Genomic DNA, 26908 nt, shown 5'->3' on the forward strand with positions numbered 1-26908 from the left:
ATCAGGCTTGAATATGGGCCAGCAACTTCTGAACAACTTCATCACCGGCCTCAGGCAAAAAATCTCCTACCTGGGCCGAAGTAGCGACCGTCAATGCGGTAGCGCTATGCGTTGTATCCAGATGGGACGCCTTCGGCCAAGCGGTTTTAGAACCAGGATGCAAAGCCCTGAGGGCCGCGCAATATCCGGCATCTACAAACGGTGCTTGGTAAGCAAAACGCTCGACTTCGCTGAGATGAGGCACTTGCTCGGCGACCACCGCGCCCGCGTCTTGCGGCCGGTTCGGCACACCGGGGGAACGGTTTTTCTGTTGGGGCTGAAGGGCGACAACGCCACCAATATGGCCCGGCAATGCCTGCGCCAACGCCTTGGCCAGCTCGCTCCCTTCGCCCTGCCCCACTATGACAATACCGTACAAGTCCAATGACTGAATCAACGCCACCAGCGAATCGCGGTGGAACACCATCGTGTGGAATTCCGGCTTCTTGGGTTTATCACTTTTCCCGAAACCTACCAAGTCTGGTGCAATCACACGGTAGCCCGCAACCACCAGACTCGGCACCATTTTTCGAAACAAAAAACTCCACGTCGGATACCCGTGTAGGCAAAGAATGGTGCGATTGGAACCGGACAGCCCCTCGTCTAGGTAATGCATTCTCAACCCACCCAATATCGGCAGATCATTAACATAGTGCGGAGCCCAAGGGTAATCGGGCACACCATCAAAACATCGGTCCGGGGTACGCAACGCATCCTCTCTCAATGGATAGGCTAAACGCGCTTTTTCGGCTCGCTTCTGTGCAAAGAAGTCATGCAGCAACGAAGCACAAGAAGACGCTAGTACGCCCCCCTCCGCCCGGGCATGGTGGTTCAGGTCGTTGTTAGCAAACATATTGATCACAGAACCGGCCGCACCCGTTTTCGGATCCATCGCACCAAACACCACTCGTCGTATGCGTGCATGCAGCATGGCGCCGGCACACATGGCACAGGGCTCCAAGGTCACGTATAGGTCACATCCATCAAGTCGGTAGTTGCCCAGCGCGGCAGCCGCGGCACGCAGCGCCACGATTTCCGCATGGGCAGATGGATCGTGGGTGCGAATCGGTGCGTTGCACCCTACTCCCAGCACCACTCCGTCTTTCACCACCACAGCCCCAACAGGAACTTCACCTGCAGCACCGGCATGCTGTGCCTGTTCAATGGCCATCCGCATGAAGTGGAGGTCATTGCTCATCGAATCCGCCTCGATCAAGGTGGGTGGTCTCTCGCCTGCAACCACTCCTTGAGAAGTGGGGGCGTCATGGGCCGCGCATACAGGTAGCCTTGGCCTTCATGGCAACCGAGCTCACGCAGCCGCTGCGCCTGTTTTTCGTCTTCAATGCCTTCAGCGATCACTGTCAGGTTCAAATTCCGTCCCAACTCAATCACCATGGAGGCGATATGGCCACCGGAGGCGCCATCTTGAATCTCAGACACAAATGCACGATCAATTTTCAGCCGGTCAATGGGCAACTGGCGCAGCTGGCTCAGTGACGAGTAACCGGTGCCAAAGTCGTCAATCGCAATGGAGATCCCCAGCTCTCGTACCAAATGCAGGGTCTCCAGCATGAAGTCTGCGTCCTCCATGGCCACTGATTCCGTGATTTCCAGCTCCAGGCAACGGGGACTGATACCAGTGTCCAACAAAGCTGCGTTCAGTTTGTCCAAGAACTCGGGGTGGCGGAATTGGATCTGTGAAACGTTTACCGACATTCTCAGGTCCGCAAGCCCCAATGCCTGCAGGCGCACCAGCTCGTGGCAGGCCATGCGCAGAACCCAATCGCCAATCGCCACGATCATGCCCGACGCTTCTGCCAATGGAATGAAACGGTCGGGCGGCACAAAGGTGCCATCCTCATTGCGCCAACGGATCAAGGCCTCCATGCCGACTACTTTGCCGCTATTCAAGTTGATTTGTGGCTGGTAGACAATGAACAGGCGTTCACTCTCTACTGCGCTACGCAAGCTTTGCAAAAGTCGCACCCGCTCACGGATGTCTGATCCCATTTCCGAGGAAAACATGACAAAGCTGCCACGGCGACTTTTCTTCGCCCGCTTGAGCGCGATGTTGGCGTCCTTCAAGGCATCGCGTCCGGAGACCCCCTCGGATAGATGGTTGGTCAGTCCCATGGTCGCGGTAACGACCATGGAGTCATCCTGTACCAAGAAGGGTTCACGGAACATGGCCAGCACCCGCAACGGGTTCACCAGCTGTGTACCGCCCATCAAACCAAAGGTATCGCTGCCAATGCGTGCCAACACCACCTCTGAACCCAACTCAGCCTTCAGGCGATCGGCCACCGCCTGCAGCAGACGATCGCCTTGCTGGTGACCCAGGGCATCGTTGATCTCCGAGAAATCGTCAATATCCAGAATCGCAATCACATCGTCCGAGCATCCGCCGGATGCCAAGCGCATCTCACTCAGGTCGATGAACTTGTTTCTGTTGGGAAGGCAGGACAGTCGGTCGTAAAAAGCCAGCTCATCCAATTTTCGGATTTGTTCGTAGGCCCGCAATGCCGCGGTCACTGTCGCATAAAGCTTGGTTCTCGTCAGTTCCGACTTGGTTTTGTAGTCGTTGATGTCGAAATCGTGGATGGTCTCAATTTCGGGGGCATAGCCGGGCTGGCCGGTGCGCAAGATGATGCGCAACTCCGTGAGTTTGAGCTCTTGGCGGATGGTTTTGACCAAGGCCAAGCCGGCGTCTTCACGTTCCATCACCACATCCAGCAGAACCACCGCCACATCGCGTTCGGTGTGCAGTATCTGCGTGGCTTCGGATGCGGAGTAGGCATGGAGAAACTGCAGGGGACGCCCCAGTATCTTCACCCCGGCCAAAGCAAATGTTGTCGCCCGGTGTACATCGGGCTCATCGTCAACAACCAACAAACGCCAGACTGCCTCTTTCACACCACCGTCAACGACCTCATCCTCCAAAAAATGAAGGGAGTCGGAGTCTGTGTGGAGGCCCAGCAGATTCTCGGTATTCATGGAAACATTGTGCACCAAGCTTCCATAAAAAGTCAGCGCCACAGAGGGCGCTGACTTCATTTTTTAGGCCCAAAGCATTGAAATGAGAGCCACACCCGGGATAACCCTCAAGCTAAGGGCAGGAATAGCAAGGACTCATTCCCACTCGATCGTTGCAGGTGGCTTGCTGCTCACGTCATAGGTGACACGGTTGATTCCACGCACCTCGTTGATGATGCGGCCCGACACCTTCTTCAGCAGCGCGTAGGGCAGCTCGGCCCAATCGGCAGTCATGAAGTCGCTGGTCTGCACGGCACGCAAAGCCACCACATAGTCGTAGGTGCGGCCGTCGCCCATCACGCCCACACTTTTCACTGGCAGAAATACGGTGAAGGCTTGGCTGGTCAGCTGGTACCAAGTTTTTCCCGTGGCTTCGTCCGTGAAGTTGTGCAGCTCTTCGATGAAGATCGCGTCGGCGCGGCGCAGCAGGTCGGCATATTCCTTTTTGACCTCGCCCAGAATACGCACACCCAGGCCGGGACCGGGGAACGGATGGCGGTACACCATGTTGTGTGGCAGGCCCAGGGCCACGCCGAGTTCGCGCACTTCGTCCTTGAACAATTCGCGCAGCGGCTCCAGCAGCTTCAGCCCTAATTGTTCAGGCAGGCCACCCACGTTGTGGTGGCTCTTGATGGTGACGGCCTTCTTGCTCTTGGCCCCGCCGGACTCGATCACGTCGGGGTAAATCGTGCCCTGGGCCAGCCATTTGGCGCCCTTGGCGCCCTCGCCTTTGAGCTTGGCAGCCTCTTGTTTGAACACGGTGACGAACTCGCCGCCGATGATCTTGCGCTTGGCTTCCGGGTCGCTGACGCCAGCCAGCTTGCCCAGGAACAGATCGGAAGCATCGGCGCGTATCACCTTGGCGTGCAGCTTGCCGACGAACATGTCCATCACCATGTCGCCCTCGTTCAGGCGCAGCAGGCCGTGGTCGACGAAGACGCAGGTCAGTTGGTCGCCGATCGCGCGGTGGATCAGGGCCGCGGCCACCGACGAGTCGACGCCGCCGGACAGGCCCAGGATCACTTCTTCATCACCCACCTGCTCGCGGATACGCGCGACGGCTTCGCTGATGTAGTCGCCCATCACCCAGTCAGGCTTGGTGGCGCAGATGCCCAGCACAAAGCGGTTCAGCAGCGCCTGGCCTTGCACGGTGTGGGTGACTTCGGGGTGGAACTGCACAGCATAGAACTTGCGCGCTTCGTCGGCCATGCCGGCGATAGGGCAGCCGTCGGTGCTGGCCATCAACTTGAAGCCGGGTGGCAGCTCGGTGACCTTGTCACCGTGGCTCATCCATACGTTCAGCATGCCTTCGCCGTCCGCAGTGGTGAAGTCGGCGATGTCTTTCAACAGTGCGGTGTGGCCGCGGGCGCGCACGGCGGCAAAGCCAAATTCGCGGGTATGGCCGGTTTCCACCTTGCCACCCAACTGCTGGGCCATGGTCTGCATGCCGTAGCAGATGCCCAGCACCGGCAGGCCGAGTTCGAACACAACCTGGGGCGCGCGGTCAGTGCTTTCTTCGGTCACGCTGGCGTGGCTGCCGGACAGAATGATGCCCTTCAGATTGCCGTCAGCCGCGTAGTTGCGGATCCATTCATCGCTCACATCGCAGGGATGGACTTCGCAAAACACATGGGCTTCGCGCACGCGGCGGGCGATCAGTTGGGTGACCTGAGAACCGAAATCAAGAATCAGTATTTTCTGGTGCATGGGCGGGAGTCCGGTCAATCAGCGCGGTAGTTAGGGGCTTCTTTGGTGATTTGCACGTCATGGACATGGCTTTCACGAATACCCGCCGTGGTGATTTCCACAAACTCGGCCTTGTTCTGCATGTCTTCAATCGTGGCGCAACCGCAGTAGCCCATGCTGGCGCGAATGCCGCCGGCCATCTGGAACACGATGGAGACCATGGAACCCTTGTAGGGCACGCGGCCTTCAATGCCTTCAGGCACCAGCTTGTCGGCATTGGGATTGCCGGTGCTGGACTCCTGGAAGTAACGGTCTGCACTGCCTTGCTGCATGGCGCCAATGCTGCCCATGCCACGGTAGCTCTTGTAGCTACGACCCTGGTACAGGATCACTTCGCCCGGCGCTTCTTCAGTGCCGGCAAACATGCCGCCCATCATCACAGTACCGGCGCCTGCGGCAATCGCTTTAGCGATGTCACCGCTGTAACGGATACCGCCGTCAGCAATCAGGGGAACACCCGTACCGCGCAAAGCCGTGGCCACGCTGTCTACGGCCATGATCTGGGGAACACCAACACCCGCCACGATGCGCGTGGTACAGATGGAGCCAGGGCCAATACCAACCTTGACAGCGTCGGCACCAGCTTCAACCAGTGCCAAAGCTGCAGCACCCGTAGCGATGTTACCGCCCACGACATCTACCTGAGGGAAGTTCTGTTTGACCCAGCGCACGCGATCAATCACGCCCTTGCTATGGCCGTGCGCAGTGTCCACCACGATGGCGTCTACGCCAGCAGCCACCAGCGCTTCCACGCGAGCCTCAGTGCCCTCGCCAACGCCCACTGCTGCACCTACGCGCAAACGACCTGTAGCGTCGCGAGCGGCGTTGGGGAAGTTGAGTTGCTTGGTAATGTCTTTGACGGTGATCAGGCCCTTAAGCTCAAAGGCGTCATTGACCACCAGCAGACGCTCCAGCTTGTGCTTGTTCAGCAACGCCTTGGCCGCTTCTGGCGTCGTGCCGTCGGGTACGGTGATCAGACGCTCACGGGGCGTCATGATCTCGCGCACGGTTTGGTCGTAACGGGTTTCAAACCGCAAGTCACGCCCAGTCACGATACCCACCACTTTGCCACCGTCGCAGACCGGAAAACCGGACACACCGAGTTGCTCGGAGAGCGCAATCACTTGGCGCACGGTGGTATCGGGCGTAATGACCACGGGGTCGCGCAGCAGGCCCGACTCGTAGCGTTTGACCTTGGATACTTGCGCAGCTTGCTCCGCAGCGGTCAGGTTTTTGTGAACAATCCCCATACCGCCCTCTTGCGCGATGGCGATGGCCAAACGGGCTTCCGTCACAGTGTCCATGGCCGCTGAAACGAGCGGCAAGTTCAGTGCGATGTTGCGAGAAAAACGGGTGGCGAGGCTGGTGTCCTTGGGAAGGACTTGGGAGAACGCTGGCACCAACAACACATCGTCGAAGGTCAGCGCTTTGCCGAGAAGGCGCATGTCAAAGCTCCAAAAATCAGATTGTACCCGTGTCAATTTGGCCTTGCTCTGGTCCGCGCGCTACACTTGACATCATGAAACCGTTTCACGCATTCTTGGCAGCCGTTTTGGCCTTCTCTGCCGCAGGCGCCTGGGCCCAATGGCAGTGGTTAGACAAGGACGGGCGCAAGGTCTTCAGTGACCGCGCACCCGGTGCGGATATTCCCGATAAAAATATTTTGAAACGCCCAGCAGGCCAGCGTGTCGCTCCCGCAGCACAGGTTGGAAATACCGAGGATCCTGGCGCAACGAGTGCCCCTGCAGCGCCTGCGCTACCTGCGAGCGCCGCCAAGGGAGTGGGCATCGACAAGGAGCTGGAAACCAAGAAGAAACAGGCAGCAGATGCGGATGCGGCCAAAAAGAAGGTCGAAGAAGAGCGCATGACCAAAGCGAAAATCGAAAACTGCGCACGTGCCAAGCAAGCAAAAAACACTTTTGATGCAAGCCCACGCGTGGTACGCACCAACGCCGCTGGCGAACGCGAAGTCATGGACGACGCAGCCCGCGCCGCGGAAGCCAAGCGCATTCAGGGCATCATCGACGCGGACTGCAGGTAAGCAGACTTCAGTAACCAGCCTTGGCGCCCGCCCTGCGCTTGGCAAACAGGCCGGCCGACTTGGCCCCTTGCTTGGCAAACCGCTCCCTGCGTGCCACCTTGGGATCCACCAACAAAGGTCGATACAACTCCACCCTGTCGCCCTGGCGCAGAGGGTGGCTGCCGCTGACGCGACGCCCCCACACTCCCAGAGTTAACCCGTCCACCTCTGTCTGCGGCGTGTCGCGTAACAGGTCACTTTGCTGAACGGCCGAGCCCGCGGTACACCCTGGCTCGACCTGCAACGCCTGCTCACGCACCTCCCGCGGCCGCGGGCAATAGACCACGGTGATGGACAGCAAGTGACTATTCGCCATACACCTGCTGCGCACGCTTCACAAACGCGTCCACCATGCTGGCAGCGATTTTGTCGAACACCGGGCCGACCAGCTTGCCCAGCGTGGCATTGTCAAAACCGTAGTTCAGCGACAGTTCCACCTTGCAGGCGCGCTGCGAACCATCGCCCAGGGGATGGAAATTCCACTGGCCATCCAGCTTAGAAAAAGGCCCTTTGACCAATTGCATGCCCACCTGGCTGGGCTCGGTATGGGTGTTGCGGGTGGTAAAGGTCTGGTGGATACCGCCGAATGAGATGCCCACTTCGGCTGTCATGCCATCGGCGTTCTGCTCCAAAACCACCGCGTGGTCACACCAAGGGAGGAACTCGGGATAGTGGGCAACATCGGTCACCAGGGCATACATCTCTTGCGGGCTGTACCAGATCAGAACGGACTTGTGAACAGTTTTCATAGAATGGCGGTCTGCGCGGGATTGTAGACAAGCCCACTAGCGTCTCTTTCTTTCCCGTCTGTCATCCCCATCTGAGTGCAATGGCCAAAAAACCCGAAACCGCAACCCGCATCGCCGACAACAAAAAGGCCGCGTTCAATTACTTCTTTGAGGAGCGCTTTGAGGCGGGCCTGGTGCTGGAAGGCTGGGAGGTCAAATCCTTGCGCGAGGGCAAGGTGCAACTGACCGACGGCTATGTGGTGGTCCGCAATGGCGAACTGTTCATTATCGGCCTGCAGATCAACCCGCTGCACACCGCCTCCAGCCATGTGAGCCCGGACAAGGTGCGCACCAAGAAGCTGCTGATGCACAAGACAGAGATCAAGCGCCTCATTGGCAAGGTGGAGCAAAAGGGCTATACCTTGGTACCTATCAACCTGCACTGGAAAAGCGGCAAGGTGAAGTGTGACATTGCGCTGGCCAAGGGCAAGGCCGAGCACGACAAGCGCGACACCATCAAGGACCGGGAAGGTAAGCGCGAAGTCGAGCGGGCCATGAAAGACCGCAACCGCTAATTTTTTCAAGGGCAGGGAATAAACCCGGCCCCGTGGGTGTTTATCCGGGGAGCAAGCAACCGTTTGCCCAACCCATTTACTGGAGCACCCCATGAAACTCATCGCCGCACTGACCCTTGCCACCGCCCTGCTGGGCGCCTGCGCCACCATGGCCGACCCTGCCGCTGTCAAAGTGAGCAATGGCCTGCTGAGCGGCGCCAACGGCATGACGCTCTATACCTTTGACAAGGATGTCGCCGGCAGCGGCAAATCGGTTTGCAACGGCCCCTGCGCCACGAATTGGCCGCCCCTCATGGCCACAGAAACCGACAAACCCCAGGGCAACTACTCCCTCGTGACCCGCGACGACGGGAATAAGCAATGGGCCTTCCAGGGCAAGCCACTGTATTTTTGGATCAAGGACACCAAGGCCGGCGACACCACCGGAGACGGCTTCATGAACGTATGGCACGTGGTCAAAATGCCGACGCCCATGCCCGCTCCGGCCGCTGGCTCTGCCTACTGACCGGCTGACTAAAACCAGGCATGGACCGTTCCGCTCTCGTGTTGCACATTCCCGGGCTGCGCCGTTATGCGCGCGCCCTGACGGGCAACGCCTGGGCGGCGGATGACCTGGTGCAGGACACGCTGGAACGCGCTTGTTCCAAGTGGCGGCTCTGGCTGCTAGGTACCGACCTGCGGGCCTGGCTGTTCACGCTGATGCACAACATCCACGCCAATGACATCCGCCGCGTAGTGCGCCAGCAGCAGGCCGCCCCCTTGGTGGATGCCGAAGACGCCTTGCACAGTGTGGCGGCGCCCCACTCAGGCGTGGACACTGCCGTGGACCTGCAACGCTGCCTGATGCAACTGCCCGAAGAGCAGCGCTGTGTACTGCTGCTGGTGGCGTTGGAAGACATGAACTATGCCGACGTGGCCCGCATCACCGGTACGCCTATCGGCACGGTGATGTCGCGCCTGTCCCGCGGGCGTGCCCGGCTGCAGGCGCTGCTGGACGCCCCTGCCACCACCCCGACACCGCACGCAGGCGCTGAAGTGCTGAACCTGCACGTTGTCCGCTGATGGAACCCGATATGACCACCCCGCCGCCCTCCTCTGCCCCGTCTGAAGACACGCTGCATGCCCTGGTCGACGGCCGCCTGAACGTGAACCAACGGATAACCGTAGAGGCACTCTTGGCGCAAGACCCCGAGGCCCAAGCCAGCGTGGCAAGATGGCGCCAGCAGCGCACGTTGCTGCAGGGCCTACACGCCGAACTGCTCCACGAAGCGCCGCCTACACACCTGACCCAGGCGGCTTTGGGTGCAGTAGGAGACCCACGGGCGAACGCCGTCTGGCGCTGGGGCGGCTTGGCGGCCAGCGTGCTGCTGTCGTTCGCGGTGGGCTGGTTTGCTCACGGCCAATGGCGCACCGCCGAGCAACTAGCCCAACAAACCCCGCGTAAACCCACGGCCGACTTTGTGCGCCAGGCTAGCCTGGCCCACGCGGTCTATGCCCCCGAGGTACGCCACCCGGTGGAAGTGGGCAGCGCCGAGCAGGAGCACTTGGTGAAATGGCTGTCCAAGCGCCTGGGACGCCCACTGAAAGTGCCCGATCTGACGGGCCAGGGCTATGAGTTGGTGGGTGGCCGCCTGCTACCGGGCGACGCCGGAGTGACTGCGGTGAGAGCCCAGTTCATGTTCCAAAACACGGCGGGCGAACGCCTGACGCTGTACCTGGGCGCGGTGCAGGGAGACGGCGCTGGTGTGAACGCACAGGAGTCTGCATTCCGTTTTGCCAACGAAGGCACCATCTCCAGCTTCTACTGGGTGGACCAAGGCTTTGGCTACGCCCTTACCGGCCCCGTGCCACGGGACCGGCTGATGCAGCTGGCCCAGTCGGTGTACCAGCAGCTATAGGCACTCGCGTCAGGCCAGGTCGCGCAGAGGATGCAGGTGTGCTGGCCACGGGCTGTCAAAGAACGGCGCCACCATCTCCGCGGTCACCTCTTCGATGCGCGCCGGGCTCCAGCGAGGGGTGTGGTCTTTATCCACCGCCAGAGCGCGTATGCCCTCCACGGTTTCGCTCATAGCGCCGGATCGGCCCAGGTGCTGCGTAAAGAAGCAATGGCGCACCATGTCGCGCTCCATGCGCAAGTCGTCTGCCAGCGTCATGCTGCGCGCGCGACGCACCTGCTCCAGCACCACATGCAGCATCAGTGGCGAGCGCTTGCGCAAGGTGGCGGCTGTGTGCTGTGCCCACTCGCTGCTATCGGCTTCCAACGCCAGTACGATCGCCGGCACGCTGTCCATGGCGAAATAGTGGTCAATTTGGCCTCTAGCCCCCGCAGAATCTGCGCGAGCAGCTCCTGAAACCATAGCGACCCAGGTATCCAGTGGGGCTGGGGCCGTCCAATCCAAGGCGGCCAACGCCTCCCAAGCTTCAGGCAAACGGGCGGACTCAAGCAGTTGATCGGCCAGACCCAGGGCCACGGCTGTGCTGCCGTCGATCACATCGCCCGTCAGCGCCAACCACTCACCTGTGCGCCCCGGGCAGCGGCTCAAAAAGTAGCCGCCCCCCACGTCGGGGAACAAGCCAATGTTCGTCTCGGGCATCGCCATCTTGGTGTGCTCGGTCACCAGGCGGTGCGACGCACCCTGGCTGATTCCCATGCCACCGCCCATAACGATGCCGTCCATGAAGGCGATGTAAGGCTTGGGGTAATGGTGGATCAGGTGGTTGAGCGCGTACTCCTCGGTGAAGAAGTCTTCCAGCGCCGGATTGCCCGCCATGGCTGCCTGGTGGAAGAAACGGATATCACCACCGGCGCAAAAGCCACCAAACACACCCGTCTTGGTGCTGCCACGGATCGCCACCGCCTTCACGGTCGCGTCATCCTTCCAGGCCAAGAGCGTTGCCGTCAGGCTGCGCACCATGCCCAGGCTCAGCGCGTTGAGCGCCTTGGCGCGGTTCAGGGTGATGAAACCCACCTGACCACGGACTTCGGTGATCACATCATCGTTGAGCATTTGGGCTGTCATGCGCGTTCTCTCCATCCAATCACTTCATTCACCACCAGGGCACCAATCACCAACGCCCCGCCCCACAGCACGGAGCTACTGGGCACTTCGTTCGCGCCCAACCAAGCCAGCAGAATGCCAAAAATCACTTCCAGCAGCTGCAAAAGGGAAATTTCTGGGGCTTTGAGAATCTGGGCGCAGCGTACGGCAAACACACAAGGTACAGCCAGCTGGAACACGCCCAGAAAGCCCAGCAAGGCGATGTCGTGCGCGCTGGCCTGCAACGGGAAAGCCAGTGGCAACGTCACCACCGCAGAGATGACGGCACCGACCCACACGGCAGGCATCAGGTCCACATCGTGGCCTTGGTCATGCGAATGCTGGGTCACAGTCCAGTTGGTGGCGCCTGCAATCGGTACGCACAGCGCAACCAGGGTGCCCAGCAAGGTCACCGAGTCCAGCTGGGACGCATACATGTAGACGATTCCCGCCCCGGCCACCACGATGGCCACCCAGGTACGCAGCGGCACCCGGTGGCCAATGAAGATGCGCGCAATCAACGCGGTGAGCAGCGGCCCCAGGGACATGGTGACCAGCACATTGCCTACGCTGGTCAACGTGAGCGCCACCATGAAGGCGGTGAACATCACGCTCCAGCACAGGCCGGACAACCAGAACGGCAGGCCGGCGTGGCGGATCTTGTAGAAAACGTCCCGCCCTTTGGCAAAGGGCAGGATCACCATCAGGCTGAGCACGGTGAAAAAAGCCCGCCAGAATGTGACTTCAAAGCTGCGGGCGAATTCCAGATGGCGTGTGATGACACCAGCGGTGGACCACATCAGGGTCACTGCCACCATCAGAAACACGGCACGCGTGTGGGTGAGTTTCATAAGCAACAAATAGAACTGGGGCACATGGCCCCAGTCACGAACAGACAAGGACGACGCGCAAGCGCCGTCCGCAAGCCATCAGGAGCGGCCAGCGCGCTTGCGGTCGCTTTCGGACAGGTGACGCTTGCGCAGACGGATGGACTTGGGCGTGATTTCAACCAGTTCGTCGTCCTCGATGAATTCCACACCGTATTCCAGCGTGCACTCAATCGGCGGCGTGATCTTGATCGCGTCTTCCTTGCCGGACACGCGGAAGTTGGTCAGCTGCTTGGTACGCGTGGCGTTCACCACCAGATCGTTGTCACGGCTGTGGATGCCCACAATCATGCCTTCGTACACGGGGTCGTTAGGCTTCACGAACATACGACCGCGGTCGTCCAGCTTGCCCAGGGCGTAGGTGAAAATTTCACCGGCGTCCATGGAGATCAGCACGCCGTTCTTGCGGCCACCGATGTCACCCTTGTGCGGCTCATAGCTGTCAAAGATGTTGGAGATCAGGCCGGAACCCCGGGTCAAGTTCAGGAATTCGTTGGAGAAACCAATCAGGCCACGTGCGGGAATGCGGTATTCCAAGCGCACACGACCACGGCCGTCCGGCTCCATGTTCACCAGCTCGCCCTTGCGCTCGCCCAGGGCTTGCATCACGCCGCCTTGGTGGATTTCTTCCACGTCGGCCGTCACCAGCTCGATGGGCTCATGCTTCTCGCCATTGATTTCGCGGAACATCACGCGGGGCTTGGATACAGCCATTTCATAGCCTTCACGGCGCATGTTTTCCAGCAGGATGGTCAGGTGCAGTTCGCCACGGCCCAGCACTTCGAAGATACCTTCTTCGTCAGTTTCGTTGACGCGCAGCGCCACGTTGTGTTGCAGTTCTTTTTGCAGGCGGTCCCAAATCTGGCGGCTGGTGACGTACTTGCCTTCGCGGCCGGCCAAGGGGCTGGTGTTCACGCAGAAGTTCATGGTCAGCGTGGGTTCGTCCACCTTCAGCATGGGCAGTGGTGCGGGGTTCAGCGGGTCGGTCACTGTCACGCCGATACCAATGTCGCCAATACCGTTGATCAGCACGATTTCGCCGGGGCCGGCTTCAAGTGCCTGCACGCGATCCAGACCTTGGAATGTCAACACCTGGTTGATACGGCCCTTGACAGATTTGCCATCTGGCCCTTCCATCACGACCACGTCCATGTTGGGCTTGATGGTGCCCTGGCTGATACGGCCTACGCCGATACGGCCCACGAAGGTAGAGAAGTCCAGCGCGGAGATTTGCAATTGCAGCGGGGCAGCGGGGTCACCCTTTTGCGAGGGCACATGCTTGAGCACGGTGTTGAACAGGGCCGACATGTCGGGGCCCCACTGTTCACCGGCTTCGCCTTCTTCCAGCGAAGTCCAGCCGTTGATACCCGAGGCGTACACCACAGGGAAGTCCAGTTGTTCGTCGGTCGCGCCCAGCTTGTCGAACAGGTCGAAAGCGGCGTTCACCACGTGCTGGGGACGCGCACCTGGCTTGTCCACCTTGTTCACCACCAAAATCGGCTTCAGGCCCAGGGCCAAGGCCTTCTTGGTCACAAAGCGGGTTTGGGGCATGGGGCCTTCTTGGGCATCGATCAGCAGCACCACACCGTCCACCATGGACAGAGCACGTTCCACTTCGCCGCCGAAGTCCGCGTGTCCAGGAGTGTCCACGATATTGATGTGGGTGCCTTCCCAAGTCACGGCACAGTTCTTGGCCAGAATCGTGATGCCGCGCTCTTTTTCAATCGCGTTGTTGTCCATCACCGTATCGACCACTTTTTCGTGTTCGGCAAAGGTGCCAGACTGGCGCAGCAATTGGTCGACCATGGTGGTCTTGCCATGATCGACGTGGGCGATGATGGCGATGTTACGGATTTGTTTACTCATGGTTCACTTTCTGCTTACGCCCCGAGGGCCAAGGTTTCATTAACTCGATTCAAACTCTGTTCCATGGCCCCTTGCTGGGCCTGGGATTCATTGATTTCCTGCGGGCTTAGCAGCCGCACCGGAATCAACTCACCCGCCAACACGCGCGCAGTGCCCAGCAAAGCCCTGGGGCTTGCCGCATACACCGCCACGTGGTCCGCATCGGGCCAAGGGCCACGCCTGCGCATTCCACTCAAAAATCGTGCCGCATTCTCGCTGTCCAGTGTGACAAGCACATGCTCTGGCAGCAGCGCATCCACCGGCAGCAAACAGGCCATCCGCTCGGTCTCGCTCATGGCCTCCAGCGCCTCCAGCGTGATGCACTGGCCCTCGCTAAACCCGCCGGTGCGCACCCGGCGCAGCGCGCTCAGGTGGGCTCCACAGCCCAAGGCCTCTCCAATGTCTTCACCCAACGTGCGGATGTAGGTTCCCTTGCTGCAATCCACTACCATTTTGATAGCTGGTTGCGCAGTATCTACGCGGGCTTCCAGCACTTTTAGTGCATAAATCGTCACATGGCGCGCAGCGCGCTCTACTTCAATCCCGGCCCTGGCGTACTCGTACAGGGCCTTGCCGTCTTTCTTCAAGGCACTGTGCATGGGCGGCACCTGGGCAATCGGCCCCGTGAACTGCTGTACCACGGCATCCAATTGCGCGGGCGTCACCGACACCGGCCGCTCGCTGATCACTTCGCCCTCGGCATCTGCCGTACTGGTCTTCACGCCCAGGCACACCACGGTTTCGTAGGCCTTGTCGGCATCCAGATGCATCTGGCTGAACTTGGTCGCCGCGCCAAAGCACAGCGGCAACACGCCAGTGGCCAGGGGGTCCAGCGTGCCGGTGTGGCCCGCTTTTTCCGCCCGCAGCAGCCATTTGGCTTTCTGCAAGGCCTGGTTGCTGGACAGCCCGATAGGTTTGTCCAGTAACAGCACCCCATGCACGGGGCGCCTTGCAACCCGTGCACGTGGCGCGTTCATAGTTTCAGTCCTCTTTCGCGCGCGACGACACTGCACGCGCAATCAGCGCATTCATGTCAGCAGCACGTTCCGTGGTCTGGTCAAAGATGAAATGCAGCGTGGGCACCGTATGGATGTGCAAGCGCTTGAACAAGCCGGCGCGCAAAAAGCCCGCCGCCTGGTTCAGGCCTTCGCCGGTTTCCACCGGGTTGCCTTGGAGCAAGCTGAAAAACACCTTGGCGTGGGCATAGTCCGGCGTCACTTCGACGCCCTGGATGGTCACCATGCCCACCCGTGGGTCTTTGAGTTCGCGCGCGATCAGCTCGGCCAGATCCCGCTGGATCTGGTCGGCAACCTGAAAGCTGCGGTTGGGGGTGGAAGACTTTTTGCGCACCATGGGGTCTTTCGCTTACAGCGTACGGGCGATTTCCTTGACCTCGAAGAACTCCAACTGGTCGTTTTCTTTGATGTCGTTGTAGTTCTTGAGCTTGATACCGCACTCGAAGCCTTCTTTGACTTCGCGCACATCGTCCTTCATACGCTTCAAGGAGTCCAGCTCGCCGGTGTAGATCACCACGTTGTCGCGCAGCAGGCGGAAGTGCGCGTTGCGGTTGACAAAACCAGCGGTAACCATACAGCCCGCAACGGTACCGATCTTGGAGGCCACGAACACGGTGCGGATCTCGGCCATACCGATGATCTCTTCGCGCTTCTCGGGGGCCAACATGCCGGACATGGCGGCTTTGAGCTCATCCACAGCGTCATAAATGATGTTGTAGTAGCGAATGTCCACGCCATTGCCTTCGGCCAGCTTGCGCGCACCGGCATCGGCACGCACGTTGAAGCCGATGACGATGGCCTTGGATGCAATCGCCAGGTTGATGTCGGACTCGCTGATACCGCCCACGGCGGAGTACACCATTTGCACTTTGACTTCGTCGGTCGAGAGCTTGAGCAACGATTGCGCCAACGCTTCTTGCGAACCTTGAACATCGGCCTTGACGATGATGGGCAGCATCTTGACGTCGCCGCCACCAATGTCAGAGAACATGTTCTCCAGCTTGGCTGCCTGCTGCTTGGCCAGCTTGGTATTGCGGAACTTGCCAGCGCGGTACGTGGAAATTTCACGCGCACGTCGCTCGTCCGACATCACCATGAACTCGTCACCGGCTTGCGGCACTTCGGTCAGGCCCTGGATTTCCACAGGAATGGATGGTCCAGCGGTTTCGATCTTGCGACCGTTTTCGTCCAGCATGGCGCGCACACGGCCATAGGTCTGACCGGCCAGCACCACGTCACCCGCCTTCAGCGTACCGGACTGCACCAGCACCGTGGCCACAGGGCCGCGGCCCTTGTCCAGCTTGGCTTCAATGACCAGGCCCTTGGCCATGGCATCTACCGGCGCCTTCAGTTCCAGCACTTCGGCCTGCAGCAGCACCTGCTCCAGCAAGGCGTCGATGCCCATACCGGTCTTGGAGGACACGGACACGAACGGAGAATCACCGCCGTATTCTTCGGGCACCACTTCTTCGACCACCAGTTCCTGCTTCACGCGCTCAGGGTTGGCATCGGGTTTGTCAGACTTGGTGATGGCCACCACCAGCGGAACGCCGGCCGCTTTCGCGTGCTTGATGGCTTCCTTGGTTTGGGGCATCACACCGTCGTCGGCCGCCACCACCAGAATCACAATGTCGGTAGCCTGCGCACCGCGGGCACGCATGGCGGTAAACGCCTCGTGACCCGGGGTATCCAGGAAGGACACCATGCCGCGTGGGGTTTCCACGTGGTAGGCACCAATGTGCTGGGTAATGCCACCGGCTTCGCCTGCGGCCACTTTGGCGCGGCGAATGTAATCCAGCAACGACGTCTTGCCGTGGTCGACGTGGCCCATGACGGTCACCACAGGCGCGCGTGGCAAGGACACGACGTCCTGTTGCGCCACATCGTCGTCGGTGAACGCTTCTGGATCGTCCAGCGCAGCAACCACTGCCTTGTGGCCCATTTCTTCCACCACGATCATCGCGGTGTCCTGGTCCAGCGGCTGGTTGATGGTGACCATCTGGCCCATCTTCATCAGCGACTTGATCACTTCCGATGCCTTGATGGCCATCTTGTGGGCCAGTTCGGCCACGGTGATAGTTTCAGGCACGTGCACTTCAATGACGCGGGCTTCCACCGGCACGGCTTGCGTGTGGTCGTCGCGGTCGCGGTCGTTGCTACCACGGCGGCCACGCGGGCCACTGCGCCAGTTGCTGGAGCGTCCAGCACCGGCACCGGTGTCACCACGGGTCTTAAGTTCCTTCTTTTTGGCAGGGTCACCGGCCCAGCTGCTCGACAGCTTGGCTGATTTGACTTCCTTGCCAGCACCGGCCGCTCCACCGCCCGCAGGCGCACCGGCGGCAGGTTTGACTGGCTTGGCCACGGCAGAGCCAACGGCAGGCTTGTGCAGCGTGCCTTTGACGCCAGCAGCGGCAGGCTTGACTTCTTCAGGCTTCTTCGCGACCAGCACCTTCTTGGGTGCCGACATCATCATGCGAATGGCAGCGGCTTCAGCTTCGGCCTTGCGGCGGCGATCGCCCAGGTCCACAGCGCGGGCAGACTCTTCTTCTGCACGTGCCTTGGATTCGGCAGCGGCGGTTTCGCGAGCTTCCACTTGCGCGGCAGCACGCGCTGCAGCAGCCTGCGCAACTTCGTCCGACGCCACGGCCACAGTCGCGGAGGCCTGGCTTTTCTTCAGGGCTTCGGCGGCGGCGTAACTGGCGGCACGTTCTTCTGCTTCGCGTTCTCGTTTTTCAGCGTCTTCACGTACACGGCGTTTTTCAGCCAAATCTTCTTCCTGGCGGCGGATCAGCTCGGCCTGGCGGCGTGCTTCTTCCTCGCGACGGGTCAGTTCGGCGTGGTCAATCGCAGGAGCGACAGATTCCGGCGTTTCGAGCTCCTGCTCAGACGCTTCCGCCGGCACATCCACACCGTCTTCACGGCGAACAAAGGTGCGCTTCTTGCGCACTTCAACCTGGATGGTGCGCGCCTTGCCGGTGGCGTCGGCCTGCTTGATCTCGGTGGTCTGCTTCTTCACCAAGGTAATCTTTTTGCGCTCAGGGCTGGCAGTGCCGTGGCTGTTTTGTAGGAAGTTCAACAGGCTGTGCTTGTCAGAGTCGGTCAGGACGTCAGAGGCCGAAGCCTTGGCGACGCCTGCCGATTTCAATTGCTCAAGCAGGGTGTCGGTCGATTTTTTGAGTTCATTGGCAAACTCGGCAACGGTCGTACTGGACATATTTTGTGTAACCTTTCATGACCATTACTCGTGAGAAGCAGCGTCATTGGTAAACCAATGTGCGCGTGCCTTCATGATCAGGGCCTTGGCTTCGTCCGCGGACTGGCCAGTAATATCTGTAAGTTCATCCACGGCAAGGTCGGCCAATTCATCGCGGGTGTGAACACCGCCGTCTGCCAGTTTGCCGATCAATTCGGAAGTGAGTCCATCGAGGTCGCGCAAGTCTTGGGACACTTCGTCCACGCTCTCTTCGTGGGCGATTTCCATAGTCAACAGCGCATCCTTGGCGCGGTTGCGCAGCTCGTGCACGGTGTCTTCGTCGAAGCTCTCGATTTCCAACATCTCCTGCAGCGGCACATAAGCCACTTCTTCCAGGCTGGTGAAACCTTCGGCGATCAGGATGTCGGCGATTTCCTCGTCCACGTCCAGTTTTTCCATGAACAGCTTGCGGCCCGAGTCGGTCTCGTTGGCTTGCTTTTGCGCCGATTCGGCCGCGTCCATGATGTTGATCTTCCAGCCGGTCAGCTCGGAGGCCAGGCGCACGTTCTGGCCGCCACGACCAATGGCGATGGCCAGGTTTTCCTCGTCCACCACCACGTCCATGGCATGGCGCTCCTCGTCCACCACGATGGACGACACGTTGGCAGGCGCCAAGGCACCAATCACGAACTGGGCAGGATCTTCGCTCCACAGCACGATGTCTACGCGCTCGCCGGCCAGCTCGTTGGTGACCGCATTCACGCGGGTACCACGCACACCCACGCAGGTGCCGATGGGGTCCACGCGCTTGTCATGCGACAGCACGGCGATCTTGGCGCGCGAACCGGAATCACGGGCGCAGGACTTGATCTCCAGCAGGCCTTGTTCGATTTCGGGCACTTCCTGGCGGAACAGCTCAATCATGAACTCGGGCGCCGAGCGCGACAGCACGATGGGTGCGCCGCGCAGGGTCAGGTCCACTTCCATGATCATGGCGCGCACACGGTCGCCGGTACGCAGGTTTTCCTTGGCGATCATCTCGCTGCGGCGCAGGCGACCTTCGACACGACCGGACTCGACAATGATGTCGCCCTTATCCATGCGCTTGACGGTGCCCACAAAGATCTTTTCGCCGCGCGACATGAAGTCGTTGAGCAGCATTTCGCGCTCGGCGTCACGGATCTTTTGCAGGATGACCTGTTTGGCGGCCATGGCACCGATACGACCGATAGGCACAGAGGCCACGGACTCTTCGATGTACTCGTCCACCTCGATGTCCGCGATTTGTTCTTTGGCTTCGAACAGCAGGATTTCTTGGTCAGGCAGTTGCAGGCCGGCTTCATCGGGGACCACATGCCAGCGGCGGAAGGTCTCGTAGTTGCCGCTGTCACGGTCCAGCGCGACGCGGATATCCACTTCGCCGGGGTACAGCTTTTTGGTGGCTTGGGCCAGGGCTGCTTCCACAGCGCCCAACACCACGTCACGTTCCACGTTTTTCTCTCGGGAAATTGCTTCCACCAGCATTAACAGTTCGCGATTCATGCCATGACTCTCCTGAACACTCTAATCAATACAAAACCAAAATTCGGATGGGTGCCTGCAGCCGCTGGGCCCGGCCACTCACTCGACCAGACCGGCGTTGCCGCGGCCCTTGAAACTCACAATCGGTGCCAGCCGCGCGTCGCGCAGCTCGTCCAACGTGAAACCCAGCGCCTGCATCGGCGGGGGTATCCGTTTTTTGCTGACCTTTTGGCCGGGCTTGGGCTCGGGCGCATCGCTCCAGACGATTTGCCAGCCCACGGTGCCGTCGGCCACCACCACACGCTCCAGCGTGCCGCGAAATTTCTTGCGGTTGGCATTGACCTGGCCATTGGCCGCTGCCCCCATGGGCGCCTTGAGGGTGATGTCAATGATCTGCCCCGCAAAACGCTCAAAATCTTGTGTGTGACGCAGTGGGCGGTCAATACCGGGCGAGGACACCTCGAGCCGCTTGTATTCCGCGCCGTCCACTTCCAAAGCGAACTGCAACTGTCGTGTAACTTTTTCGCAGTCTTCCACGTTGACAAACTGCTCGACAGAAACTTGCCCTTCCACGGGCGCGGTCCAGGGCAAATCGATGGTGATGCGCAGCAAGCCTCCGGCGGAGCGTTCAATCTCCACCAGGTCATATCCAAGTCCTGCTACGGTTTGTTCAACGATTTCCTGTAATGCCACGTCTGTAAAGCCTGCCTGAATGCGTGAGTGAAAAACAATCGACCAAAAAAAACGGGCGGTAGTTACCCGCCCGTTTGGTCGTGAGCTTTGGATTATACCCACAAAGCCGTGCGAAGACCCTTGATCCGTAAGGAATTATTCGGCTGCCGCCAGCAGCGTGCGGGTGTAGCCGTGCTGGGGCGCGTCCAGCACCTGTTCCACGCCGCCACTTTCCACAATATGCCCGCCTTGCATGACCACCACATGGTGCGCCATGGCTCGGATAACGGCCACATCGTGGGTGATCAGCAGGTAGGCCAGGCCGCGTTCGGCCTGCAGGCGCTGCAGCAGTTGCAGGATCTGTTGCGCCATCGTTACATCCAGCGCACTGGTAGGCTCATCCAGCACCAGCACCCGGGGTTGCACGATCAGCGCCCGCGCAATCGCCAGGCGCTGGCGTTGGCCGCCGGAAAACTGGTGCGGGTAGCGCTCCAGCAGGCCAGGGAACTGCGCATCCGTCAGGCCCACGGCCTCCAGCGCCTCGATCACCTGGCTGCGGCGGGCGGCGGTGTCCAGATGTGGTGCGTGCACCAGCAGTCCCTCCCCCACGACTTCCTCCACCGTCAAGCGGGGCGACAGCGACGAAAAGGGGTCCTGGAACACCACCTGCAGGCCTTTGCGCAATGCCTGGTCCGCAGCGGCGCCCTGCCCCCAGGCCTGGCCCAGCACCGACAAATGGCCCGAAAACCGCTGCAGCCCCAGGGCGGCAAGCGCCAGGGTGGACTTGCCGGACCCCGATTCGCCCACCACGCCCAGCGTTTGACCCGCAGGCACGGCAAAGTCAGCGCCCTGTACCGCCACAAACTCGCCCGACCGGAACCAGCCCTTCACGCCACCCAGCGGCACCGGGTAGCCCACGCGCACGCCGTCGCCCTGCAGCAGCACCTCGGCATCTGGCTGAGCCGGCAGCACGTGGCGGCTGGGGCGGCTGTCCAGCAAGCGACGCGTGTAGGCGTGCTGCGGCTGGGCAAACACCTCGGCCACGGCGCCGTGTTCCACGATGTGGCCCGCTTCCATCACCGCCACACGGTCGGCAAACTGGCGCACCAGGTTCAGGTCGTGGGTGATCAGCAGCACGGCCATGCCGTATTTGTGCTGCAACTGGTCCAGCAAATCGAGAATCTGGCGACGCACCGTCACATCCAGCGCGGTGGTGGGCTCGTCGGCCAAGAGCAACTTGGGCTTGCAGGCCAGCGCCATGGCGATCATGGCGCGCTGGCGCTGACCGCCAGATAGCTGGTGCGGATAGGCCTTGAAGCGCCTTGCAGGCTCGGCAATGCCGGTATCCGCTATCAATTCAATAGCTGCTCGCGCAGATTCTGCGGGGGCTAGACCCTGTTTTAGTTGCAATATCTCAGCAATCTGCTCGCCAATCGTCAACACCGGGTTCAGGGCCGTCATGGGCTCCTGGAAGATCATGGCGATGTCCTGGCCCCGGATGGCACGCAGCTGGCGCTCAGGCAGGCCCAACAAATTCACTGGCTCGACCATGCCAAACCGGGCACTGCCCTGCACCCGCGCGCCTTGGGCCAGGCCCAGCAGGCTCAGCGCGGTGACGGTTTTACCCGAACCGGATTCACCCACCAGTGCCAGCTTTTCGCCGGGCTGGATTTGGAAGTCCACGCCGTGCACCACCTCACGACCGTCAAAGGCGATGCGCAGGCCACGCACATCCAAGAGGGGGGTGGAGGCGCTCACGTGTTCTGCTTTCGAGGGTCCAGCGCATCGCGCAGGGCGTCGCCCATCATGGTCAGTAGCAGCAAGGTGACGACCAGCACGCCAAAGGTGGAGAGCGAAATCCACCAGGCGTCTATGTTGTTTTTGCCCTGCGCGAGCAATTCGCCCAGCGACGGCGTGCCCGGTGGCACGCCCAGGCCGAGAAAGTCCAGCGAGGTGAGCGCCAGAATCGCGCCACTCATGCGGAACGGCAAAAAGGTAACCACGGGCGTCAGGCTGTTGGGCAGCACATGGCGTGTGATGATTTTCCAGTTGGACACGCCCAGGGCCCGCGCGGCGCGCACGTAGTCAAGCTGGCGATTGCGCAGGAACTCGGCGCGCACATAGTCGGACAGGCCCATCCAGCCAAACAGACTCAGCAGCACCAGCAACAGCGCAATGCTGGGCGCGAACACCGCGCTGAAGATGATGAGCAAATACAGTTCGGGCATGGCGCCCCATACTTCGATGAAACGCTGAAACGCCAAATCGGTCTTGCCACCGAAAAAACCCTGGATGGCACCCGTGACCACGCCCAGCACCACGCCGGTAAAGGTCAGCGCCAACGCAAACAGCACGCTCACACGGAAGCCGTAGATCAGTTGGGCCAGCAGGTCACGCCCGCGGTCGTCGGTACCCAGCCAGTTGGCGCGGCTGGGCGGCGCCGGGTTGGGTGCGGGGGCAAAGTAATTCAGCGTTTTGGCACCGTAGGGATTGGGCGCGAACAGCGCCCAGTTGCCGGGCTCGGCCAGGCGCTGTTGGATAAAAGGGTCCAGGTAGTCGGTGGGCGTGGCAAAGTCGCCGCCAAACGTGGTTTCGGGGTAGTCGCGCACCATGGGCCAGTAGGTCTGGCCCTGGTAGACCACCACCAGCGGCCGGTCACTGGAGACCAGTTCGGCTGCCAGACTGACCAGCACCAAAGCACAAAAAACAATCAGGCTCGCAAAGCCCAAGCGGTTGCGACGGAAGCGCAGCCAGGCGCGGCGGCTGGGGCTCAGGCTGTGGGCAGGGTTGGCGGGCATGGGTTTAGTCAAAGGTGACACGGGGGTCCACCCAGGCGTAGCAGAGGTCGGATACCAGCTTGGTGACTAGGCCGATCAGCGTGAACAGATACAGCGTGCCCATGACCACGGGATAGTCGCGGCGAATCACGCTTTCATAGCTGAGCAGGCCCATGCCATCCAGGGAAAACTGGGTTTCTATGAGCAATGCCCCGGTGAAGAACGCGCCCACAAAGGCGGCCGGGAAGCCCGTGATGATGGGAATCAGAGCGTTGCGGAACACATGTTTCCACAGCACCTGGCCTTCCGACAGGCCCTTAGCGCGGGCGGTTACCACGTACTGCTTGCGGATTTCTTCCAGAAATGCGTTCTTGGTCAGCATGGCAGTGACGGCAAAGCTGCCCAGCACCATGGCCGTGACTGGCAGCGTGATGTGCCAGAGGTAATCGGTGATGCGGGCGCCCCAGGACATCGTCTCCCAGTTGGCCGAAGTGAGGCCACGCAGCGGGAACCATTGCAACTGCCCGCCAAAAATCACCAGCAGCGCCACGCCCAGCACAAAGCCCGGAATCGCGTAGCCCACCAGCACCAGCAACGAGGTGATCAAGTCAAACCGCGAGCCCGCACGCACGGCCTTGGCCACGCCGAGCGGCACGGCGATCAGATAGCTGATGAAGAAGGTCCACAGACCCAGGCTCATGGACACGGGCAGCTTTTCCGAAACCAGCGTGGACACATCCTTGTTGTGGAAAAAGCTCTTGCCCAGGTCGAACTTGGCGAACTGCACCAGCATCTGCCAAAAACGCTCGGGCGCGGGCTTGTCAAAACCATACAGGGCCCGCGCCTGCGCAATGCGTTTGGGGTCCACACCCTGGCTGCCACGGTAGACCAGACCACCACCATCGGTGCCCGTACCGGCACCGGCCTTCGCCTCGGCCAAGTACTGCTCCACGGGACCGCCGGGCACAAACTGGATCACGACAAAAGTCAGCAGCAGCACGCCCAACAACGTGGGCAGCATGAGGGCGAGACGCTTAAGCGAATAGAGAAACATTATTTGGCCCACCACAGGTCAATGGCCCAGCCCTCACCCTGGGCGTAGGGCGGCATTTGGGCGGGCTTGTCCAGGCGCCAGGCGTTGTAGGCCAGCCGGTGGGTGCCTGCGGACCATTGCGGCACCAGGATGTAGCTGTGCATGATGACGCGGTCCAGTGCGCGGCAGGCGGGCAGCAGGTCTTGCTTGCGCTTTGCGCTGGTGATACCAGCAACCAGGGCATCCACCGCAGGGCTCTTGATACCCGCCAGGTTGCCCGAGTCTTCGGTGTCCGCAGCCTTGCTGCCAAACATGTCGGCGTATTCCTGCCCAGGGTTGTGCGTGCCACCGTAGGCGATGGAGGTGATGTCGAACTCAAACTTCTGCAGGCGCTGCTGGTAGAGCGCAAAGTCCACCGGGCGGAAGTTGAGTTTGACGCCAATCTTCTCCAGGTTACGTACCCAGGGCGCGACGGTGCGGACACCGGTTTCCGCGCTGTCCAGGTACTCCAGCTCAAAGGCTTCGCCCTTGGCGTTGCGCAGCGCACCGTCACGGTATTCCCAGCCCGCGTCTTTCAGCAGCTTTTGTGCCAGGCGCAGGTTGTTGCGCAAAGAGTTGTCGCCATCGGTGCGCGGCGGTACGGCCATGGGGCCAAACACGGCCGCGGGTACCTTGGTGCGCCAGGGCTCCAGCAGCGCCAGTTCCTCCGCCGAGGGCTCACCGGTGGCCTGGCAATCGGTGTTGCCAAACAGGTCCTGCACACGCTGGTAGCCGCCGTAAAACATCTGGCGGTTCATCCACTCGTAGTCCAGCGCCAAACCCAGTGCCTGGCGCACGCGCACGTCTTTCAGTTTGTCGCGGCGGGTGTTGAGCACATAGCTTTGGAAGCCGGTGGGCAAGCGGTGCTTGAATTCGGCCTTGACCAGTTCGCCACTGTCAAACTTGCGGCCGTTGACGCGGCGCGCCCAGTCGCCCGCGGAGAAGAAGCGCATGAGGTCAAACTCACCCGCCTTCAGTGCTTCCAGGCGCGCGGTGTTGTCCTTGTAGATCTTGACGACGATGCGGTCAAAGTTGGCGCTACCGCGGCGCACATTGAGGTCACGGGCCCAGTAGCTGGCGTCACGCACATAGGTGATGTCCTTGCCAAACACCACAGGGCCGATCTTGTACGGCCCACTGCCAATCGGAATGTCCATCACCACTTGGTCGAACGGTTTGGCTTTGCCCCCTTCCTCACCCCAACGGTGGCTGAACACCGGCAGGCCGCCCACGGTCAGCGGCAGCTCGCGGTTGGGCTTCTTGAAGCGGTAACGCACGGTGGTGGCATCCACCACATCCACGCCCGCCACATCCTCCAACAGACTCTTGTAGGCGGGTGAGGTGAAGGGGCCAATCAGCGTGTCGTAGCTGTGCTTGACATCACGCGCCAGCACCGGATCACCATTGTGGAAGCGAGCTTCCTTGCGCAAGCGAAAGGTGGCGCTCAGGCCATCGGCGGCCACACTCACGTCTTCGGCCAGCAGGCCGTAGCCGGCAGCCGTTTCGTCCAGCGAGCCGACGAGCAGTGTGTCGAACATCAGGCCACTCAAATAGGCCGGTGCCGTGCCTTTGATGGTGAAGGGGTTGTACTTGTCAAAGGTGGAAACGCGCAGGTTGCTCACCAAGCGCAGTTCGCCACCTTTGGGCGCGTTGCCATTGGCGTAATCGAACTGGGCAAAACCGGCCGGGTACTTGAGGTCACCCCAAAGCGCATAGCCATGCGCTGCCCACGCACCCGAGGTCCATACACTGCCTAACGCCAACAACCAGGCCACCAAAATTCGCATGCGACAATTCTGCACTAGACCAAGCATTTTTTTCACGAGGACACTATGGGCTTTTTAGCTGGCAAGAAATTGTTGATCACAGGTGTGTTGTCGAACCGCTCTATTGCGTACGGCATCGCCAAGGCCTGCAAGGAGCAAGGCGCAGACCTCGCATTCAGCTACGTGGGTGAGCGCTTTAAGGACCGCATCACCGAGTTCGCGGCCGACTTTGATTCCAAGCTGGTGTTCGACTGCGACGTTGGCAATGACGAACAGATCGACCAGTTGTTCAAGGACCTCTCCGCCCACTGGCCCAGCTTTGACGGCTTCGTGCACAGCATCGGCTTTGCGCCGCGTGAAGCGATTGCTGGCAACTTTCTGGATGGCCTGACGCGCGAAAACTTCAAGATCGCGCACGACATCAGCGCCTACAGCTTCCCCGCCATGGCCAAGGCCGCCCTGCCCTACCTGAGCGACAAGGCCGCGCTGCTGACCCTGACCTACCTGGGTGCCGAGCGCATCATCCCCAACTACAACACCATGGGCCTGGCCAAGGCCAGCCTGGAGGCCAGCGTGCGCTACTTGGCCGAAGCCGTGGGTCCCAAGGGGATTCGTGTCAACGGCATCAGCGCCGGCCCCATCAAGACCCTGGCCGCCAGCGGGATCAAGGACTTCGGCAAGTTGCTGCACACAGTAGCCGACGCGTCGCCCATCCGCCGTAACGTGACCATCGAAGACGTGGGCAACGTGGCCGCCTTCCTGCTGAGCGACCTGGCCGGTGGCGTAACCGCCGAGATCACCTATGTGGACGGCGGCTACAGCCAGACCATGGGCGTGACCACCGACCTGGCCTGATTTCA

At 60.7% G+C, this 26908-nt stretch carries 24 protein-coding genes; 6 read left to right on the forward strand and 18 right to left on the reverse strand.

Annotation, left to right across the window (positions count from 1 at the left end):
• Position 1: 1 nt before the first annotated feature.
• The 4 genes from tadA to guaB form a co-directional block, all read right to left on the reverse strand.
• Positions 2-1237 carry a tRNA adenosine(34) deaminase TadA gene (gene tadA / locus AC1DZ5_RS08930; protein WP_477888176.1) on the reverse strand — a complete coding sequence of 412 codons (1236 nt, stop codon included), beginning with the start codon at positions 1235-1237 and terminating at the stop codon, positions 2-4.
• 14 nt (positions 1238-1251) lie between these two features.
• Positions 1252-3033, reverse strand: a complete 1782-nt coding sequence (locus AC1DZ5_RS08935) for a putative bifunctional diguanylate cyclase/phosphodiesterase (protein ID WP_477888178.1) — start codon at positions 3031-3033, stop codon at positions 1252-1254.
• A 135-nt stretch (positions 3034-3168) separates the two neighbouring features.
• Positions 3169-4779 (reverse strand): glutamine-hydrolyzing GMP synthase, encoded by a 1611-nt coding sequence (gene guaA / locus AC1DZ5_RS08940; RefSeq protein ID WP_477888180.1) that lies wholly within the window; start codon positions 4777-4779, stop codon positions 3169-3171.
• A gap of 14 nt (positions 4780-4793) precedes the next feature.
• A complete protein-coding gene (guaB, locus tag AC1DZ5_RS08945) occupies positions 4794-6263 on the reverse strand; it encodes an IMP dehydrogenase (protein ID WP_477888182.1) in 1470 nt (489 codons plus the stop codon).
• 74 nt (positions 6264-6337) lie between these two features.
• On the opposite strand from guaB, the gene AC1DZ5_RS08950 reads away from it, so the two are divergent.
• A complete protein-coding gene (locus AC1DZ5_RS08950) occupies positions 6338-6859 on the forward strand; it encodes a DUF4124 domain-containing protein (RefSeq protein WP_477888184.1) in 522 nt (173 codons plus the stop codon).
• 7 nt (positions 6860-6866) lie between these two features.
• Here the strand turns inward: AC1DZ5_RS08950 and AC1DZ5_RS08955 are convergent, their stop codons facing one another.
• Together AC1DZ5_RS08955 and AC1DZ5_RS08960 are read right to left on the reverse strand one after the other, a co-directional pair.
• Positions 6867-7214: an RnfH family protein gene (locus AC1DZ5_RS08955; protein ID WP_477888186.1), complete on the reverse strand. Its 348-nt coding sequence runs from the start codon at positions 7212-7214 to the stop codon at positions 6867-6869.
• Entirely contained in the window at positions 7204-7647 is a 444-nt protein-coding gene (locus AC1DZ5_RS08960) for a type II toxin-antitoxin system RatA family toxin (protein WP_477888188.1), read from the reverse strand. The genes AC1DZ5_RS08955 and AC1DZ5_RS08960 overlap by 11 nt, the downstream gene beginning before the upstream one ends.
• An 80-nt stretch (positions 7648-7727) precedes the next feature.
• Between AC1DZ5_RS08960 and smpB the strand changes: the two genes are divergently transcribed.
• The 4 genes from smpB (at position 7728) to AC1DZ5_RS08980 (ending at position 10099) form a co-directional block, all read left to right on the forward strand.
• A complete protein-coding gene (smpB, locus tag AC1DZ5_RS08965) occupies positions 7728-8201 on the forward strand; it encodes an SsrA-binding protein SmpB (protein ID WP_477888190.1) in 474 nt (157 codons plus the stop codon).
• A 91-nt stretch (positions 8202-8292) separates the two neighbouring features.
• Positions 8293-8706, forward strand: a complete 414-nt coding sequence (locus AC1DZ5_RS08970; RefSeq protein ID WP_477888192.1) for a COG4315 family predicted lipoprotein — start codon at positions 8293-8295, stop codon at positions 8704-8706.
• Between the two features lie 20 nt (positions 8707-8726).
• Positions 8727-9263 (forward strand): sigma-70 family RNA polymerase sigma factor, encoded by a 537-nt coding sequence (locus AC1DZ5_RS08975; protein WP_477888194.1) that lies wholly within the window; start codon positions 8727-8729, stop codon positions 9261-9263.
• An 11-nt stretch (positions 9264-9274) separates the two neighbouring features.
• On the forward strand, positions 9275-10099 hold the full coding sequence (locus AC1DZ5_RS08980; protein WP_477888196.1) for an anti-sigma factor family protein: 825 nt from the start codon (positions 9275-9277) through the stop codon (positions 10097-10099).
• Between the two features lie 9 nt (positions 10100-10108).
• On the opposite strand, the gene AC1DZ5_RS08985 is transcribed toward AC1DZ5_RS08980, so the two are convergent.
• The 12 genes from AC1DZ5_RS08985 to AC1DZ5_RS09040 all read right to left on the reverse strand — a co-directional run bounded on the left by AC1DZ5_RS08985 (position 10109) and on the right by AC1DZ5_RS09040 (position 26069).
• Entirely contained in the window at positions 10109-11221 is a 1113-nt protein-coding gene (locus tag AC1DZ5_RS08985) for an enoyl-CoA hydratase/isomerase family protein (RefSeq protein ID WP_477888198.1), read from the reverse strand.
• Complete coding sequence (locus AC1DZ5_RS08990) at positions 11218-12090, reverse strand: DMT family transporter (RefSeq protein ID WP_477888200.1); 873 nt, start codon at positions 12088-12090, stop codon at positions 11218-11220. Before AC1DZ5_RS08990 ends, AC1DZ5_RS08985 begins: the two co-directional genes overlap by 4 nt.
• A gap of 78 nt (positions 12091-12168) precedes the next feature.
• Positions 12169-13992, reverse strand: a complete 1824-nt coding sequence (gene typA, locus AC1DZ5_RS08995) for a translational GTPase TypA (RefSeq protein ID WP_477888202.1) — start codon at positions 13990-13992, stop codon at positions 12169-12171.
• Positions 13993-14006: 14 nt separating this feature from the next.
• Positions 14007-15008: a tRNA pseudouridine(55) synthase TruB gene (gene truB / locus AC1DZ5_RS09000; protein ID WP_477888204.1), complete on the reverse strand. Its 1002-nt coding sequence runs from the start codon at positions 15006-15008 to the stop codon at positions 14007-14009.
• Between the two features lie 4 nt (positions 15009-15012).
• Positions 15013-15384, reverse strand: a complete 372-nt coding sequence (gene rbfA, locus AC1DZ5_RS09005; RefSeq protein ID WP_477888206.1) for a 30S ribosome-binding factor RbfA — start codon at positions 15382-15384, stop codon at positions 15013-15015.
• A 12-nt stretch (positions 15385-15396) separates the two neighbouring features.
• The gene (infB, locus tag AC1DZ5_RS09010) at positions 15397-18261 is read right to left on the reverse strand and encodes a translation initiation factor IF-2 (RefSeq protein WP_477888208.1); all 2865 of its coding nucleotides are present in this window, start codon (positions 18259-18261) and stop codon (positions 15397-15399) included.
• A 24-nt stretch (positions 18262-18285) separates the two neighbouring features.
• A complete protein-coding gene (nusA, locus tag AC1DZ5_RS09015) occupies positions 18286-19782 on the reverse strand; it encodes a transcription termination factor NusA (RefSeq protein WP_310339060.1) in 1497 nt (498 codons plus the stop codon).
• Between the two features lie 78 nt (positions 19783-19860).
• Positions 19861-20454, reverse strand: coding sequence for a ribosome maturation factor RimP (rimP, locus tag AC1DZ5_RS09020; RefSeq protein WP_477888211.1), 594 nt, complete (start codon positions 20452-20454; stop codon positions 19861-19863).
• Between the two features lie 135 nt (positions 20455-20589).
• Positions 20590-22191: an ABC transporter ATP-binding protein gene (locus AC1DZ5_RS09025; protein WP_477888213.1), complete on the reverse strand. Its 1602-nt coding sequence runs from the start codon at positions 22189-22191 to the stop codon at positions 20590-20592.
• Positions 22188-23231: an ABC transporter permease gene (locus tag AC1DZ5_RS09030; protein WP_477888215.1), complete on the reverse strand. Its 1044-nt coding sequence runs from the start codon at positions 23229-23231 to the stop codon at positions 22188-22190. Before AC1DZ5_RS09030 ends, AC1DZ5_RS09025 begins: the two co-directional genes overlap by 4 nt.
• 4 nt (positions 23232-23235) lie before the next feature.
• Positions 23236-24264 carry an ABC transporter permease subunit gene (locus tag AC1DZ5_RS09035; RefSeq protein ID WP_477888217.1) on the reverse strand — a complete coding sequence of 343 codons (1029 nt, stop codon included), beginning with the start codon at positions 24262-24264 and terminating at the stop codon, positions 23236-23238.
• A complete protein-coding gene (locus tag AC1DZ5_RS09040) occupies positions 24264-26069 on the reverse strand; it encodes an extracellular solute-binding protein (protein ID WP_477888219.1) in 1806 nt (601 codons plus the stop codon). The genes AC1DZ5_RS09035 and AC1DZ5_RS09040 overlap by 1 nt, the downstream gene beginning before the upstream one ends.
• A 45-nt stretch (positions 26070-26114) precedes the next feature.
• Between AC1DZ5_RS09040 and fabI the strand changes: the two genes are divergently transcribed.
• Complete coding sequence (fabI, locus tag AC1DZ5_RS09045) at positions 26115-26903, forward strand: enoyl-ACP reductase FabI (RefSeq protein WP_477888221.1); 789 nt, start codon at positions 26115-26117, stop codon at positions 26901-26903.
• The last annotated feature ends 5 nt before the right edge of the window (positions 26904-26908 follow it).

Source organism: Rhodoferax sp. P1_F3 (genome assembly GCF_056405715.1).

Excerpts from the sequence above, each read along its gene's own strand:
- AC1DZ5_RS09040 (WP_477888219.1), bottom strand. The coding sequence starts at position 26,069 with ATGCGAATTTTGGTGGCCTGGTTGTTGGCGTTAGGCAGTGTATGGACC.
- fabI (WP_477888221.1), top strand. The coding sequence starts at position 26,115 with ATGGGCTTTTTAGCTGGCAAGAAATTGTTGATCACAGGTGTGTTGTCG.
- AC1DZ5_RS08970 (WP_477888192.1), top strand. The coding sequence starts at position 8,293 with ATGAAACTCATCGCCGCACTGACCCTTGCCACCGCCCTGCTGGGCGCC.
- AC1DZ5_RS09030 (WP_477888215.1), bottom strand. The coding sequence starts at position 23,231 with ATGCCCGCCAACCCTGCCCACAGCCTGAGCCCCAGCCGCCGCGCCTGG.
- AC1DZ5_RS08975 (WP_477888194.1), top strand. The coding sequence starts at position 8,727 with ATGGACCGTTCCGCTCTCGTGTTGCACATTCCCGGGCTGCGCCGTTAT.
- tadA (WP_477888176.1), bottom strand. The coding sequence starts at position 1,237 with ATGAGCAATGACCTCCACTTCATGCGGATGGCCATTGAACAGGCACAG.
- infB (WP_477888208.1), bottom strand. The coding sequence starts at position 18,261 with ATGTCCAGTACGACCGTTGCCGAGTTTGCCAATGAACTCAAAAAATCG.
- nusA (WP_310339060.1), bottom strand. The coding sequence starts at position 19,782 with ATGAATCGCGAACTGTTAATGCTGGTGGAAGCAATTTCCCGAGAGAAA.
- AC1DZ5_RS08955 (WP_477888186.1), bottom strand. The coding sequence starts at position 7,214 with ATGGCGAATAGTCACTTGCTGTCCATCACCGTGGTCTATTGCCCGCGG.
- AC1DZ5_RS08960 (WP_477888188.1), bottom strand. The coding sequence starts at position 7,647 with ATGAAAACTGTTCACAAGTCCGTTCTGATCTGGTACAGCCCGCAAGAG.
- truB (WP_477888204.1), bottom strand. The coding sequence starts at position 15,008 with ATGAACGCGCCACGTGCACGGGTTGCAAGGCGCCCCGTGCATGGGGTG.
- AC1DZ5_RS08950 (WP_477888184.1), top strand. The coding sequence starts at position 6,338 with ATGAAACCGTTTCACGCATTCTTGGCAGCCGTTTTGGCCTTCTCTGCC.
- smpB (WP_477888190.1), top strand. The coding sequence starts at position 7,728 with ATGGCCAAAAAACCCGAAACCGCAACCCGCATCGCCGACAACAAAAAG.
- AC1DZ5_RS09035 (WP_477888217.1), bottom strand. The coding sequence starts at position 24,264 with ATGTTTCTCTATTCGCTTAAGCGTCTCGCCCTCATGCTGCCCACGTTG.
- guaA (WP_477888180.1), bottom strand. The coding sequence starts at position 4,779 with ATGCACCAGAAAATACTGATTCTTGATTTCGGTTCTCAGGTCACCCAA.
- AC1DZ5_RS08990 (WP_477888200.1), bottom strand. The coding sequence starts at position 12,090 with ATGAAACTCACCCACACGCGTGCCGTGTTTCTGATGGTGGCAGTGACC.
- guaB (WP_477888182.1), bottom strand. The coding sequence starts at position 6,263 with ATGCGCCTTCTCGGCAAAGCGCTGACCTTCGACGATGTGTTGTTGGTG.
- typA (WP_477888202.1), bottom strand. The coding sequence starts at position 13,992 with ATGAGTAAACAAATCCGTAACATCGCCATCATCGCCCACGTCGATCAT.
- AC1DZ5_RS08935 (WP_477888178.1), bottom strand. The coding sequence starts at position 3,033 with ATGAATACCGAGAATCTGCTGGGCCTCCACACAGACTCCGACTCCCTT.
- AC1DZ5_RS08980 (WP_477888196.1), top strand. The coding sequence starts at position 9,275 with ATGACCACCCCGCCGCCCTCCTCTGCCCCGTCTGAAGACACGCTGCAT.
- AC1DZ5_RS08985 (WP_477888198.1), bottom strand. The coding sequence starts at position 11,221 with ATGACAGCCCAAATGCTCAACGATGATGTGATCACCGAAGTCCGTGGT.
- rbfA (WP_477888206.1), bottom strand. The coding sequence starts at position 15,384 with ATGGTGCGCAAAAAGTCTTCCACCCCCAACCGCAGCTTTCAGGTTGCC.